The organism is Bacterioplanoides sp., from assembly GCF_965219715.1.
Lineage (GTDB): Bacteria > Pseudomonadota > Gammaproteobacteria > Pseudomonadales > Oceanobacteraceae > Bacterioplanoides.
Window position 1 is genome coordinate 3,990,683 of record NZ_OZ244785.1, and the last position, 14,246, is coordinate 4,004,928.

The following is a 14,246-nucleotide window of genomic DNA, read 5'->3' on the forward strand; positions in this document are numbered from 1 at the left end:
TCCTTGTCGATTTAACCATCAGGTTTTTGAAACTTGTTTCCGTCTAAGAGTTAAAGCAGGCAGAGCAAGCAATAAATACCAGGCTGAACCGCCACCTCCAGAACCGCTACCACCGGAACTGCCATCGCCGCCGCTATTGCCGTTGTTTCCACCGCCGTTAGTGTTGTCGCCGCCATTGGGTTTGTCGCCACCGCTAGTGTTGTCACCACCATTGGGCTTATCACCACCGCTGCTACCGTCGCCGCCGCTGTTATCACCATTATCCGGGTTATCGGTTCCGGGAACCTTACCGGCCTGAGGAAAACGTCCGTCGGTGTCAGAGCTTCCTGAGGCCATCACACAAGCACCTGTTGCACAGAACAGGGCCAATGCTCCGGAGTTTTTAGCCTGGTCGGCACTGCTGGCAACATTTGGATTTACTTTAACCAACAGGTTTTCATTGGTAACCGGTTTAACCTGAATCTGATATTTACCATCGTTGATTTTATTAAAGCTGTTGCCGACTGCTTGAGTCGCAGAACCGCTCAGTTGAATATCGTCTGCAGTAAAGCCAGTGACACCTTGAGTAAAGCTAAAGTCCAGTGTTATTGGTTGATTGACGGTAAAACCAACCGGGCCACTAATCGTCAGGTCCACGGCGAGAATCTGCAGTGACAGTGTTTGTGTATGGCTATGAGTTCCATCGGACACGGTTAAGGTTATAGCGGTTTTACCTTTAAAAGCCGGGTCCATGGCGTATATCAGGCCATTTAATGCAGTATTGATATCACTCGCTTTACCTCGGATTGTCAGGCTTTTATCGTCTTTGCCATCACCCTGCTCAAAGGCAATATTGCTGAAGTTCGCCAGTGTTACAGAGCCTTTATCAAGCTGAATCCTGAGTTGTAATATCTGATCTTCATTCGGGTGAGAAACGGTCAGGGCATATCCCTGATTATGTCCGAAATGGGTTAACTGTGCTGAGCGTTGGGTTGCTGCGGAACCGGTTAACCAGGACGAATTAAACAACCAGTCATTCTGGTCATCGCCATTAAAATCGGCACTGTCGACTGCACTGTAAAAACTGCTGTTGAGGGTGTGTTTTTTCCAGTTAACTTTGCCATCAGAATTGTTGCCGGTATTTTCCAGCCAGGCGGTTTGCTTCACTTGCAGGCTGGTGGAATAAATAATATCGAGGTCACCGTCGCGATCAATATCTGCCAGTTTGGCGCTGTCCATACCACTGCCGCTGACCAGAATATCGCTGCTGAAGCCACCACTTTTGTCATTCAGATAGATCACCAGATCAGCTCTTCCGCCGCTGCCGGCTCCGGCACTGATAATGTCGTCCCAACCGTCACCGTTGATATCACCACTGCGCAGATTTGACGGAGAACGGACACCAAATGGTGTGTTGAAATCACCGCTTTGTGGCTCACCTACTGAAAACTCAGCTTTATTGTCTGCCACTCCGGTTTTTTGAATCAGGCGATAGCGACCGTTGGCTTCAGCAACAAAAATTTCCAGAGAACCGTTCTGATCGAAGTCTGCGCTAAGGGTTTGCACGGATTCTTCGTGTTTAAAGAAACTATTGCTGCCTTCGATAACCGTATCATTGCTAGCGCTAAAGCGAATTTCTCCGTCAGCAACGGAATGGTAATAGACACGGGTTCCATTACGGTTTGATACCAGTAAATCCTTTTTATTGTCGCCATTAAAGTCGACGACATTGACAGAAGATCCACCTTCGCTGCTTTCTATTGTATGTTTGGTGAAACCATTTTCAGTTCGTTCGAACCATGCCAGACGATCCTGGCGGGTTTTTGCCCAGACGTTAGTTGCTCGTTGAGTAGCAGCAACAATATCGAGGTCGCTGTCGCCATCAAGGTCAACGATCTGATAGTGATAAGTATTGGTGCCATTTTCGAGGATATGGCGAGTGAAAGACGGGTGCTCAACTGAGTTTTGACCCGTATTTTCGAACCAGATCAGACCACCATTGCCAACGCTGTTAAAAATACCCATGACAAAATCGACATCGCCATCTTTATCCAGATCCATTACTTCCGTCTGGTAACGGGAAGAACCAAGCTGGCCATTAAAATAGGGCAATGATTGAGTACGTTTTTCGTTGGATGTGCCAATAGTAATTGTTGGTGATTGTTCACTGCTGTCAGCCAGTTCGCCGACATTGTCCGGGTTACCGCCATTGTTAGTGTCTCCCGGTGTAGTGGTGGGTGGCGTTCCACAGACGCTTGATGTTGGTGAACAAATCAGAAGCTGGGCCGCAGTATTCTGGGCGGCGAAGTTGCCGGTCGCTTTATTCGCCGGAAGCTGGATCAGAATATCAGTAAAGATTACCGGTGTTATTTTCAGGTGATACAGATAAGGATTGGTTTCATCCCTTTTTATTTCGTCTGCCTGAGTTGCTCCACCGCTGATAATAAAATCGTCTGTGTCCAGTCCGTTAACGGCTTCTGTCACTTTAACCGAAACCGTCAGTGGCTCCAGCTTGGTGAAATGTTTATCGGCTTCAAGGACAGTGCCAACCCCCAGTACCCAAAACGGGAATTTAATGGTGCTGCTGCCATTGCTATCGTTGCTGGTTACCATAATTGTATCCAGGCCGAAGTAATTGTTATCAGGCTGGTACAACAGGCCGTTCAACGCATTGTTCAGGTCACTGTCTTTGCCTCGTACCGTGATACTGCGGTCCAGTTCACCGTCACCGGATACATAAGTCAGGTCACTGGATGCTGCAAACGACAACTTGCCATGGGAAGCACTGATACTCATAGTCTGTTCAATATCAGCATCTTTATTATTGTCATTGACGCTCAGGATTCGGCTGTCGTCGACACCAAAATTATGAAATCCTTTTGCCAGCTGTACTGATGCAACTGGATTATGAAGACGAACGCTGGCGCTGTTAGCAATAATAAATTCGCTGACACCATCGCCGTTAAAATCACCGGCCGCCGATGAATAATCTCCTAAAGTAAAAGATCCCATACCATGGCGAACGTAAGCTGGCGTTTGGCTTTTACCTGCGGTGTTTTCGTACCAGCCCCAGGTTGGAGGTTCATATTCCCAGGAACGACGTACACGTTCATTGGCGAATACCACATCGATATCACCATCGCCATCAACGTCTTGCCAGACAGGTTGGTAGTTCGATTTTTTATCGGTAGGGAAACGATGTATATCAAACAGGCTGTTGTCTTTCTGCTCCAGCCAGGCCAGTTCAGAACCAAACGAATCGGAACCGCCAATACCGATATCATCATCACCGTCGCCATCGATATCGGCGACTTGCAGGTACGCTAATTGGTAGGAGATACAGCGGTCAAACGGGGCGTAGTTGGTTTGGCGCTGGCAAAATTCCTGACGGGCGATGTTCTTTTCAGTCCAGCTGCCATCCGCATTATTCAGGAATAAACGGTAATAACTGGCTCCCGCGATCAATACGTCCGGGCGGTTATCACCGTTGGCTTCCAGAGCAACCGCCAGGCTGAGTTCTTTGGTATTTCTTCCTGGTGCAGGCGTAGAATTTTTAACCACATCAATATCAGCTGAGGTAAATTCACCGTCTTTATTCTGACTCCACAGAGTCGCGCTTTCGCCATAGGCTGAAATAAAATCGAGTCGACCGTCCAGATTAAAATCCGCAATGGCCAGTTGATCAGCATCGGTATCTGCAATTACCTGGCGGGTAAACTTTTGTTGGCCATCATTTTTAAACAGCCAGATATGTTTACCCTGGTAGGGGTTAAGAACGCCGCTGCGGGTGGTTGCTTTGGTGGCGCCAAGTACATCAAGGTCACCGTCTTTATCAATATCTTCTACTTCGAAGTGATAGAAGTTAGCCGCATCATTAATAATATGTTTTATAAATTTGGTCTGATATACGGCTGTGTTTTTGGGCCTGGCATTTTCAAGCCAGGCCAGTTCGACGCCACGCCCTGAATAATGGTGCGCGGCATAAACAATATCCAGATCACCGTCCTTGTCCATATCAATGGATTTAACCCGAATTAACATGCCGCTCGGACTTGAACCGTAGTACTTAGCGGATGCAATGGTGCGCAGGTTATTCGCGCTGAGATCAAGCTGGTTTTGAGCGTTTGCTAACGGAGATAGCAACGCAAGCGATAGTGGCAAAGACAAGAGTTTCATAGTCTGGCTTCCGGATCTGGTACTAAACTATGAAGGGTTATATCAAGCCAGTCAGGAGGTTGTCTTCGGCAGTAAGTCACATATCTGAGCTTTATTTAAAATTTGAGCTGAATTAATAACGACTGTTAAATTTATAGCTCAGGGTGCTGGCGTGAATGGTGCAGTTCGACGTCGCAGAATTACCAGATCAGCTCAACAAAGGCATGTATCCGCAAATGATTAAAAGTGGTTAAAGCCACCGGCTTTATTCAGATCTGCTAACAATTCCCGATCACCACTGAGGTTAACGCCACTGCCAGAAACAACTTTGCCTATTTTATGTACACCGTCAGAAGCACTGGCGTGTTGTCTGATCAGCTCAGCCGATTCGACCGTATCCGGCAGGGTAAACAGCAGTTGATAGTCGTCACCACCTGTCATACACAGTGCCGGACTGTCTGGATCAGCTAATAGGATGGCGTCTGCGTTAAGCTGTAGCTGCACATCCGAGGCTTTAGCGATATGACCTGCGTCCTGAATCAAACCGTCGGAGATATCCATACAGGACGTTGCTTGGCCGAGCAATGACTGACCAAGACTCAGGTGTACTTCGGGAAAATAATATTGCCGGGCATAACCAGAGGTGTCGGCCGGGTTGTTTAACACCTGTGGCAGAGCAACCGCTGCTGCTCCCACTTTACCGGACAAACAAATAATATCGCCGGGTTGAGCGCCGCTGCGTGTTAATGCCTGACTGTTGCTGTCGTGATTCAGTGGAATCCAGCCCTGTACTGCAACGGAAATCACCAGCTGTTTGCCACGAGTGGTATCGCCACCCATTAAGGCGATATTTAATTCGTGGGCTGCTTTTTTTAATCCGTCAGAAAAATCTTTCAACCAGTAGGCGTCAGATTGCGGCAGAGTCAGTGCAAGATGAAAACCCTGGGGGCAAGCGCCCATCGCGGCTAAATCGCTGACAGCGCAACGCAGCGCCCGTTGAGCGATTAAATTTGCCGGGGCCGTTGCCGGAAAATGCACATCAGCCACCTGAGTATCAATACTCTGAACCAGTTCACTATTGGCCGGTGGTTTTACTACGGATGCATCATCACCAATGGCAATAACAGTATCGGGGGAGGAGGGGAAGTCTGAGCAAAAAAACTGGCGAATTAATTCAAATTCACCGATGTTTGTTGGTAAAACATCTTCAGTTTTTTTGCTCATAGTCAGTCCTGTTATTCAGAATCAGTCGCGAGGACTCAGGACTTTTTCGCTTTCGGGCCGCGAATTTCTACCATACGGTCACGCTGGGCAAGTTTATCCAAAATGCCGTTAACGTATTTGTGGCCGTCGGTGGCGCCGAAGGTTTTTGCTAATTCAACGGATTCATTAATCACGACCTTATAAGGTACGTCGATACGATGAACCATCTCATAAGCACCCAGACGTAAAATCGCTAATTCTACCGGGGTTAATTCGTCTAAACGACGATCCAGCAGAGGTTCGATTTTTTTGTCCAGCTCGGACTTTTCGCGCGGCACTCCATGCATAATATCGTGGAAATATTCCAGATCCACTTTACTCATATCGTTGTCGGTACGAAATTCGGCTTCAATCGCAGCCAAATTTGCACCAGCCAGCTGCCATTGGTAAATAGCTTGTACGGCAAAACGTCGTGCTTTACGACGAGCGGCCGGGCTGGTTTTTTTACCGCCAGAGTGGTTGCCCTGGGCGGATGGGTTACCGGGAGTGCTGGACATCTGGCTTACGCCTCCAGAGCTTTGATCAGGTTAACCATTTCAAAGGCAGACATCGCAGCTTCTTCACCTTTGTTACCGGCTTTAGTGCCGGAACGTTCGATGGCCTGCTCGATAGAATCAACGGTCAGAACACCGAAGGAAACCGGAATACCAGACTGCAGAGAAACCTGACCCAGGCCTTTGGTGCACTCAGCTGATACGTATTCGAAGTGAGGAGTACCACCACGAATTACCGCACCCAGAGTGATGATGGCGTCGTATTTACCGCTGTCAGCAACTTTTTTAGTGGCCAGAGGAATTTCCATAGCGCCCGGAACACGGATAACCGTGATGTTTTCGATATCCACACCGTGGCGGGTTAAAGAGTCAACCGCACCTTCTAACAGGCTTTCTACAACAAATGCATTCCAACGACCTACAACAATGGCGTATTTACCGTCGTTTGGAGTTAAATCACCTTCGATAATTTCTAAACTCATGGTTTTACTCTCTAACATATTCAATATCTGAATTAATAACGTTTATTTACCGCTCGGTTTTCTCAGAGATTTATTCTGAGTACGGCAAATATTCTTCAATTTCCAAATCGAAACCAGACAGACCTGCGTACTTGGTTTCACTGCTTAACAGGCGCATTTTTTTCACACCTAAATCACGCAGAATTTGTGAGCCGGTACCAATGGTCAGGAATGCACCTGAGCTATCGGTATTCGGGCTGCGTTGTGGACGTACACGACCAAAATGCTGGTCCATACTGTCACAAATATTTTCCTGTTGGCCTGCAGACAGCAGTACCAGTACACCTTTGCCTTCTTCGGCAATTTTTGCCATGGCTTTGGTGGAAGACCAGCTTTCAGATTCGGTTTTACGAATACCTAATACATCACGCAGAGTATTGGTGGTCTGAACACGAACCACAGTTGGATCTTCTTCAGAAATATCACCCATGGTTAAAGCGATATGGGTTTCGTTCTGAATATTGTCGCGGAACGTATGCAGCTGGAATTCACCAAATTCAGTGTGAACGGCTTCTTTGGTGGTCAGCTCAACGGTTTTTTCGTTGGCGATACGGTAGTGAATTAAATCAGCGATGGTGCCGATTTTAATGCCGTGTTTTTCCGCAAATACTTCCAGATCCGGACGGCGCGCCATGGTGCCGTCGGCGTTCATAATTTCAACGATAGCAGAAGATGGCGTCAGACCAGCCAAACGCGCAAGATCACAGCCAGCTTCGGTGTGACCCGCACGGCTTAATACACCACCAGGACGAGCACGCAGCGGGAAAATATGACCCGGCTGAACAATATCTTCCGGCTTGCTGTTGGCATCAACCGCGACCTGAATGGTGCGTGCACGGTCAGCAGCAGAAATACCTGTGGTGACACCTTCAGCCGCTTCAATGGATACGGTGAAAGGGGTCGAGAATTTTGCGCCATTGCCGGTTACCATCGCTGGCAGACCTAAGAAATCACAACGCTCACCACTTAAGGTTAAGCAGATCAGACCACGGGCTTCAGTGGCCATAAAGTTGATGATTTCAGGGGTTACTTTTTCCGCTGCAACAATGATGTCGCCTTCATTTTCACGGTCTTCGTCATCCATCAGGATAACCATTTTACCGTTGCGGATATCTTCAATAATGTCTTCAATCTTATTCAGGGGCATGTTGCTCACCTATTTCCAGAAACCGTTTTTCGCCAGGAACGCCTGGTCGATACTGCTTTTTGCCGTTTGGGCCGCACCGCTTTTAGCGGGCTGGTTGTTACCACCGGCCAGCAGCTGTTCTAAGTAACGCGCGATAATATCAACTTCGAGATGAACCTGCTGGCCTTCTTTGGCGGCGTACAGGGTTGTTTCTTCTGCGGTGTGCGGAACAACGTTCAGCTCAAAGCCATTTGGGTTCAGTGCGTTGGCCGTCAGACTGACACCATCAACGGTAATTGAACCTTTCGCAGCGATGTATTTTTTCAGATTCGCCGGTGGTTCGATTACAAACTGAATCGAGCGGGCATCGGCGTTACGTTTTTTAATGGTGCCTAAACCATCGACATGACCGGTGACGATATGACCGCCCATACGAGTGGTTGGCATCATGGCTTTTTCCAGATTAACCGCAGTGCCTTTGCCCCAGCTGCCAATCTGAGTGTGTGCCAGAGACTCGCGTGATACATCGGCAACAAAACCATCACCCGGCAGTTCTACCACGGTTAAACACACACCATTGGTGGCGATGCTGTCACCCAGTTTCACATCCGCCAGATCGAGTGATCCGGTATGGATACGCAGGCGTAAATCACCTTGTTTGTTTTCAACGCTGGCAACTGAGCCAACCGCTTCAATAATTCCGGTAAACATCTAGTTCTCTTCAGGTGCTGGCGTTAAAGGAGTAAGCGTCAGACGCAGGTCATTGCCAACCATACGCACGTCCTGCCAGTGCCAGCGAATCTGTTGTTTCATTTCACTGAAATCTAATGATAGCAGTGGTCTGGCGTTGCTCCCCATCAGGGTTGGAGCGCAATACAACACCAGCTCATTAATCAGGTTTTGGGCTGCGAAAGCACCGGCCAGCTGGGCGCCGCTTTCGAGCAGAATTTCGTTATGTCCCTGCTCGCCTAAATAGCGAATCAGAGCGTCGAGGTCGACTTTGTCGCCGTCAGTTGCAGGTGACGTCCAGTAGTTCAGTTCACCGGAGCCTGCCGGGCGGGCTGGCTTATCGGATGGCTCCGATAGAGTGGCAACCAGAATATCGCCGTTTTGCTGTAACAACTTAGCATTCGTCGGCAAGCGGTTCTGGCCATCAATAACCACGCGCAGAGGTTGACGCCATAAACGCGCTTCTTGTTCGATACCGCTTTCGGCGGGGCGAACCGTCATCGATGGGTCATCGATTAGCACCGAATCGACGCCGGTAATAATCACGCAGGAACGCGCACGCAGACGCTGAACATCACGACGCGCTTGTGGCCCGGTAATCCACTGACTTTCACCACTGGCCATGGCGGTACGACCATCCAGGCTTTGTGCCAGCTTAGCGCGAACATAAGGTAGCCCGCTGCGCATACGCTGCATAAAACCGATGTTAATTTCTTCAGCTTCCGCTTGTAAGCAGGACTCCACCACCTCGATGCCCGCTTCGCGCAACATGTTATAACCGCGACCGGCAACCTGAGGGTTCGGATCGGTGGTGGCACCAACAACACGGGCAACTCCGGCGTTGATCAGGCCCTGGGCGCAGGGTGGTGTGCGGCCAAAGTGGGAGCAGGGCTCCAGCGTGACGTAAGCAGTAGCGCCTTTTGCGTTATCGCCCGCGGCTTTTAACGCATTTACTTCAGCGTGGCCTTCGCCGGCTTTCTGGTGCCAGCCTTCGCCAATAATTTCGCCGTCTTTTACCAGTACACAGCCGACTCTGGGATTAGGGCTGGTGGAGTACATTCCCAGGCGCGCCAGCTTTAACGCCCGGGCCATATAGGCATGGTCGTTGCTCATGCATCTTTCTCGCTGGACTGGCCTGATTTATCAGCCATACGTTCAATTTCTGCCTGGAACTCGGAGACGTCCTGGAACGAGCGATACACCGACGCAAAACGCACGTAGGCAACCTGGTCCAGCTGGCGTAGCTCATTCATCACACATTCACCCAGCACACGGCTGTCGATTTCACGCTCACCGGTGGTGCGAAGATCGTGTTTGATGCGGGAAACAGCAGCTTCAACGGCTTCAACACCCACCGGACGTTTTTCCAGTGCGCGCTGAATACCACTGCGGAGTTTGTCTTCGTTGAAAGGTTCGCGGGTGCCGTCTTGTTTGACGATGCGGGGCATGAGCAGTTCGGCGCTTTCAAAGGTGGTGAAACGTTCGCCGCAACTGATACATTCGCGACGACGGCGCGTTTGTTCACCGTCTGCAATCAGACGTGAATCGATAACTTTAGTATCCGGATGTGAACAAAACGGGCAACGCATAACTGGTAAAGAGCTGACTTCAATAACCGCCAACCCGACATGGGCTGGCCAAAAGTTGCGCGATTTTACTTGATTTGGGGCAGTGACGCCAGTACCAACAGCGGCCGTGAGAACAGCGCTGGTCGCCGTCGGCTGGCGTCTGCCAGGCAGGGTCAGAGCTTATCGATATTACGATCAATCCAGCTTAAACGATTGAGTAACCAATCGCGCAGGTATTCGACTTCTTCACGGTGACTCTGGGAGTCCGGAATCTGGTTACCCTGGATAAATTTCCCGAGAATGTCCCATTTTTGGAAATTACGTGTGGCGGCGCCCTGGTTCAGTTTGGCGAACTCACCATCAATTCTCTGATTCAGTGCGTCGTTGCTCAGCACGCCTTTGCGCAGTTCACTCCAGCGGGCTTTGAAAGCACTGACAAATTTTGCGCTGTGGTAAAGGCGCTCAGCGACCCACTTATCGCGATAGAACCAGCCGGATGGCGACAGGTTAACGTTGATCGCACGGGTATCGTTACCCGACGACAGATTGAAGTCCCAAACCGGACCGGCGACTAACTTGCCGTTTTTGTCTTTGTGGAAATAGGCACTGGCGTAAAAACCATCGCGGTTTTTAAACAATTCATGCACCAGAAAATAATCCACCAGAGAATCGAGCTCGACAAAATTTGTGTAACCCGTGGTGTCATCTTCAGCGTTGGCGCCGTACAGAGCATCAACAAACTGATTGGTGTAATTGCTGATGTAAGCGATTTGCTCTGGCTGAATGTCTTTTGGTTTCGGATAAGCGATGACCATTTTGCTATCTCGGGTCGAGAAGGCGACTTCATCACTTTTTACCCGGTGTGGTGGTGTCAGCTCAAGGATATAACCACCAGTTAAATCTTCGCCGTCGATCTCATCATCTTTCAGCTTGTTGATATCGATACGGCCACTGTCGCGTTTAATTTTTTCCGTCAGGATATAAACGCCGCGATAGTCCAGCTTGTTGTTCTCGTCGCTGAAAAATACTTCGATAAATTCGGTTTTTGGTTGCCATAAGCCGGAAATGTCGGCGGCCAGATCGTAGGCCAGCACATTACGCATCAGGCTTTTGTCGGCGTAGGGAGCGTAAAGTACCCAGTCTTCTTCTTTCGCCATGCCCAGTAATTCAGCTTTCTGATCTTCTAACACCTCATCGGCATCGAGAGCATCTTCGGTGGTACCAATGGCATAACCAGCCAGGCTGGTGCCTTCTTCTGCTTCCCATAATTCCAGGCTGTATTGCTGCTTGGCAAAACTCTGGGAGCCAAAGCCACGTACTTCAATACCGGCATAACGATGCTCTTCATCCTGGCCATAATCCAGATTGGTGGTGTCATCGAGTTTATTAACACCGTCCGGCGAATTGATCAGGGTAAATTTCGTTAATATCTTCGGCTCATCCGGAATCGTCAGGTGATTGGTCTGGATAATCGCAATTGGCAGATTTGAGCTGACAAAAGTCGACTCATCAAAATCACGTTCAACATTGCGTTCTTTCGGACTTTCCTGACAGGCTGCTAATCCCAGAGCCACAATCGATATTGCTAATATTTTTTTCATAACAGGGCTCCTGAATTACAGCTGGTAAGAAATGGTGGCAGTGGTGATGGTGGCCCAGACGTCATCGTCTTCGAGGTCGACATTTTTCTCTTCGTAATAATCGACGTAGTCGGAGTTGTCGCGAATGGTGGCCGACAAGTCGAAGGACCAGCGTTGCCATTGGTAGCCACCACCAATGTTCCAGCCGGTGCCGGAGAACACGTGATGCTGATCATGAATAGCGGTTTTATCTTTACGGCTTTCGCGGAATAACACCGGCCCGGTGTAAATCCGTGCACCTTCGCCATTCAGGTTAAGCCCTGCCAGAAATTGCAATTCGCCACCCCAGCCGCGGATGTCGTCATTCACCGCTGAGTCGAAGCGATACAGAGTGGAGCGTGCCATCAGATATTGGTTATGGCTGTAGTCCAGACTGGCGTGTAATGCTTTTTGCCAGTCTTCGTCAGAGCGGGAATAAGAGGAATCCGGGTCGTTGTATAAAAAGCTAACGCCTCCTCCCACTCGCCAGACGGATGATTGTTCTGCGTAGCCAAACATTGGTAAGGCTAACAAAATTAATGTGATTGCCGGTTTCATAATAACCCCCGTAAAGTACGGATTTATAATTCGTGATACGGCGTATAGATAAGGTGATCTGGGTCAGTTTTAAAGCCGGGAACAGCGCAACAGATTGTTGCAGTTCAGTGTTGGGAGACGCTTTGTTGCAGGGATGAAGTTAATCGTTGCGCTTTAATTAATGGCCGTAAAAAAACCTGAGTATCCGTGAAAGTTACACAGGTTTTATCGATGGCGGATATTCACTTCAGGCGCGGATTTTCTGAAACTGATTAATCAGAATCTGTTCAAGTTTCGGGGTTTCCTGAGAGTAATTATCAATATATCCCCAATCCTGAAAGGCACTCTGACAAAAGCCGGAAGTAATGTCGTTAAAATAAACACAGGTACGACCAAACACAGCCACCACCCAAAAGCCGCAACCTTCATCACCCCAGGGGTGTTGTTGCCATAATTCAGGTTGTGGCAAGCGTACATTTTCCCACACCTGACGTATCTGAGGCTGCATTTGCTGCTCGGCCTGATCGAGTAACGACAGTAGATTAATTTCGCTGATAGGCGTCCATTCTGCGGTAACCATAATTCACTCCTCAGCTGTTTCAGGTGGGAATACTCTATGACAGAACTATGACAGCAAGGTGACACTGATATTTATGGCAACAATGTGCCGATGTCAGGACTGTCAGGGATAAACCAGGGCGAGGTCAGGCCCTGGCTGAGAGAATAAAAAAAGCGGCCCAAACCGGAGAAGACGGGGCCGCAAAGGGGAAATTAACCGTTTACTTCGTCAAAAGTATCCAGCAATTCCTGCTCAGGAGCGGGAGTAGCCAGGCTCACACCAATGATGGCAATGGTGGCGAAAATAAAGCCAGGCACAATTTCGTAAACGTCGAACATGCCACCGCTCAGCTGTTTCCAGATCACTACGGTGATACCACCAACCAGGATACCGGCGAGACAGCCCTGACGGTTCATACGCGACCAGAACAAAGACAGAATCACAGCCGGACCAAATGCGGCACCGAAACCTGCCCAGGCATAAGACACCAGGCCTAATACCGAGCTGTCAGGATTCAGGGCCAGTGCCCAGGCGATGATGGCGATACCGGCTACGGCGAAGCGGCCGATTTTCACCAGCAGTGCATCGTCGGCGTCTTTGTTAATTAATTCTTTGTAGAAGTCTTCCGTCAGTGCAGAAGACGATACCAGCAGCTGAGAATCCGCGGTGGACATAATGGCTGCCAGAATCGCCGCTAATAAAATACCGGCTACCAGTGGGTGGAACAGCGCCTGTACCAGATCCATAAATACAGTTTCTGAATCCGCCAGTGGTGTATCGAAGTAACCAATACCGGCAACACCTACCAGAGAAGCGCCAACCAGACCAATAAAGGTCCAGGTCACAGCAATACGACGTGCCTGTGGAATATCGTCACGGCTTTTGATTGCTTTAAAACGCGCCAGAATATGTGGCTGACCGAAGTAACCCAGACCCCAGGCGGCCAGAGAAACGATACCCATCAGGCCCAGAGCCGTGCCGTCAGTTTTGGTGAAGGCATCTAACATTTCCGGATTTTTTGCCGCCATCAGGGCGCTTGGGCCATCACCCACAGCGGTGAACGCCGCGATAGGCACAATCACCAGAGCCGCAGCCATTAACAGGCCTTGTACCAGATCGGTCCAGGATACCGCCAGGAAGCCTCCAAAGAAGGTGTACGACACAACCGCAATGGTGCCCACGGTAACGGCGATGGTGTAATCCAGACCAAAGACGGTTTCGAATAATTTACCACCGGCAACCAGACCGGAGCTGGTGTAGAACAGGAAAAACAGCAGGATAAAGAAGGCGGCAATCGAGCGGATTAATACCTTATCGCCAAAGCGGTTGCTGAAGTATTGTGGCAGTGTCAGGCTGTTGCCAGCTGCTTCTGAGTAGTCACGCAGACGTGGCGCCACAATCAGCCAGTTCAGATAAGTACCTAACAATAAGCCACCGGCCAGCCAGGATGCTTCCCAACCTGCGGCATAGGCATAACCCGGCATACCTAATAACAACCAGCCGGACATATCGGAAGCACCGGCGGATAACGCCGAAGGCCAGGCGCCGAGGGAACGGCCACCAAGAATATAGTCGGATAAATCGTTGGTTTTACGATAAGCCCATACACCAATCCAGAGCATTGCTCCGAGGTAGGCAATAAAGGTAATCAGCGTTGATACATTAATGTCCATGCTGCGCTCCTGAGTATTTAAGT

General features: G+C 49.4%; 12 protein-coding genes. All 12 read right to left on the minus strand.

The window, feature by feature from the left end:
- Nucleotides 1-18: 18 nt before the first annotated feature.
- The 12 genes from ACOQOZ_RS18585 to putP all read right to left on the minus strand — a co-directional run bounded on the left by ACOQOZ_RS18585 (nucleotide 19) and on the right by putP (nucleotide 14,223).
- Nucleotides 19-4,155, minus strand: coding sequence for an FG-GAP repeat domain-containing protein (locus ACOQOZ_RS18585; protein ID WP_420589645.1), 4,137 nt, complete (start codon nucleotides 4,153-4,155; stop codon nucleotides 19-21).
- A 219-nt stretch (nucleotides 4,156-4,374) separates the two neighbouring features.
- Nucleotides 4,375-5,358: a thiamine-phosphate kinase gene (thiL, locus tag ACOQOZ_RS18590; protein ID WP_420589646.1), complete on the minus strand. Its 984-nt coding sequence runs from the start codon at nucleotides 5,356-5,358 to the stop codon at nucleotides 4,375-4,377.
- A 35-nt stretch (nucleotides 5,359-5,393) separates the two neighbouring features.
- Nucleotides 5,394-5,894, minus strand: coding sequence for a transcription antitermination factor NusB (nusB, locus tag ACOQOZ_RS18595; protein ID WP_420589647.1), 501 nt, complete (start codon nucleotides 5,892-5,894; stop codon nucleotides 5,394-5,396).
- A gap of 5 nt (nucleotides 5,895-5,899) precedes the next feature.
- Nucleotides 5,900-6,373, minus strand: coding sequence for a 6,7-dimethyl-8-ribityllumazine synthase (ribE, locus tag ACOQOZ_RS18600; protein WP_068656938.1), 474 nt, complete (start codon nucleotides 6,371-6,373; stop codon nucleotides 5,900-5,902).
- Nucleotides 6,374-6,443: 70 nt separating this feature from the next.
- On the minus strand, nucleotides 6,444-7,559 hold the full coding sequence (ribBA, locus tag ACOQOZ_RS18605) for a bifunctional 3,4-dihydroxy-2-butanone-4-phosphate synthase/GTP cyclohydrolase II (protein ID WP_420589648.1): 1,116 nt from the start codon (nucleotides 7,557-7,559) through the stop codon (nucleotides 6,444-6,446).
- A 9-nt stretch (nucleotides 7,560-7,568) separates the two neighbouring features.
- Complete coding sequence (locus ACOQOZ_RS18610; protein ID WP_420589649.1) at nucleotides 7,569-8,249, minus strand: riboflavin synthase; 681 nt, start codon at nucleotides 8,247-8,249, stop codon at nucleotides 7,569-7,571.
- Complete coding sequence (ribD, locus tag ACOQOZ_RS18615) at nucleotides 8,250-9,380, minus strand: bifunctional diaminohydroxyphosphoribosylaminopyrimidine deaminase/5-amino-6-(5-phosphoribosylamino)uracil reductase RibD (RefSeq protein ID WP_420589650.1); 1,131 nt, start codon at nucleotides 9,378-9,380, stop codon at nucleotides 8,250-8,252.
- Entirely contained in the window at nucleotides 9,377-9,856 is a 480-nt protein-coding gene (gene nrdR / locus ACOQOZ_RS18620) for a transcriptional regulator NrdR (RefSeq protein ID WP_420589651.1), read from the minus strand. Before nrdR ends, ribD begins: the two co-directional genes overlap by 4 nt.
- Before the next feature lie 152 nt (nucleotides 9,857-10,008).
- The gene (locus ACOQOZ_RS18625; protein ID WP_420589652.1) at nucleotides 10,009-11,436 is read right to left on the minus strand and encodes a CotH kinase family protein; all 1,428 of its coding nucleotides are present in this window, start codon (nucleotides 11,434-11,436) and stop codon (nucleotides 10,009-10,011) included.
- A gap of 15 nt (nucleotides 11,437-11,451) precedes the next feature.
- Nucleotides 11,452-12,012 carry a hypothetical protein gene (locus tag ACOQOZ_RS18630; RefSeq protein ID WP_420589653.1) on the minus strand — a complete coding sequence of 187 codons (561 nt, stop codon included), beginning with the start codon at nucleotides 12,010-12,012 and terminating at the stop codon, nucleotides 11,452-11,454.
- Nucleotides 12,013-12,238: 226 nt separating this feature from the next.
- Nucleotides 12,239-12,571: a hypothetical protein gene (locus tag ACOQOZ_RS18635; RefSeq protein ID WP_420589654.1), complete on the minus strand. Its 333-nt coding sequence runs from the start codon at nucleotides 12,569-12,571 to the stop codon at nucleotides 12,239-12,241.
- 191 nt (nucleotides 12,572-12,762) lie between these two features.
- Nucleotides 12,763-14,223, minus strand: a complete 1,461-nt coding sequence (gene putP, locus ACOQOZ_RS18640) for a sodium/proline symporter PutP (RefSeq protein ID WP_420589655.1) — start codon at nucleotides 14,221-14,223, stop codon at nucleotides 12,763-12,765.
- Nucleotides 14,224-14,246 lie beyond the last annotated feature (23 nt).

Bases quoted from the DNA above. Each gene is read 5' to 3' on its own strand.
- nrdR (WP_420589651.1), bottom strand. From the start codon at position 9,856: ATGCGTTGCCCGTTTTGTTCACATCCGGATACTAAAGTTATCGATTCA.
- ribE (WP_068656938.1), bottom strand. From the start codon at position 6,373: ATGAGTTTAGAAATTATCGAAGGTGATTTAACTCCAAACGACGGTAAA.
- ribD (WP_420589650.1), bottom strand. From the start codon at position 9,380: ATGAGCAACGACCATGCCTATATGGCCCGGGCGTTAAAGCTGGCGCGC.
- nusB (WP_420589647.1), bottom strand. From the start codon at position 5,894: ATGTCCAGCACTCCCGGTAACCCATCCGCCCAGGGCAACCACTCTGGC.
- thiL (WP_420589646.1), bottom strand. From the start codon at position 5,358: ATGAGCAAAAAAACTGAAGATGTTTTACCAACAAACATCGGTGAATTT.
- ribBA (WP_420589648.1), bottom strand. From the start codon at position 7,559: ATGCCCCTGAATAAGATTGAAGACATTATTGAAGATATCCGCAACGGT.
- ACOQOZ_RS18610 (WP_420589649.1), bottom strand. From the start codon at position 8,249: ATGTTTACCGGAATTATTGAAGCGGTTGGCTCAGTTGCCAGCGTTGAA.
- ACOQOZ_RS18630 (WP_420589653.1), bottom strand. From the start codon at position 12,012: ATGAAACCGGCAATCACATTAATTTTGTTAGCCTTACCAATGTTTGGC.
- ACOQOZ_RS18585 (WP_420589645.1), bottom strand. From the start codon at position 4,155: ATGAAACTCTTGTCTTTGCCACTATCGCTTGCGTTGCTATCTCCGTTA.
- ACOQOZ_RS18635 (WP_420589654.1), bottom strand. From the start codon at position 12,571: ATGGTTACCGCAGAATGGACGCCTATCAGCGAAATTAATCTACTGTCG.
- putP (WP_420589655.1), bottom strand. From the start codon at position 14,223: ATGGACATTAATGTATCAACGCTGATTACCTTTATTGCCTACCTCGGA.
- ACOQOZ_RS18625 (WP_420589652.1), bottom strand. From the start codon at position 11,436: ATGAAAAAAATATTAGCAATATCGATTGTGGCTCTGGGATTAGCAGCC.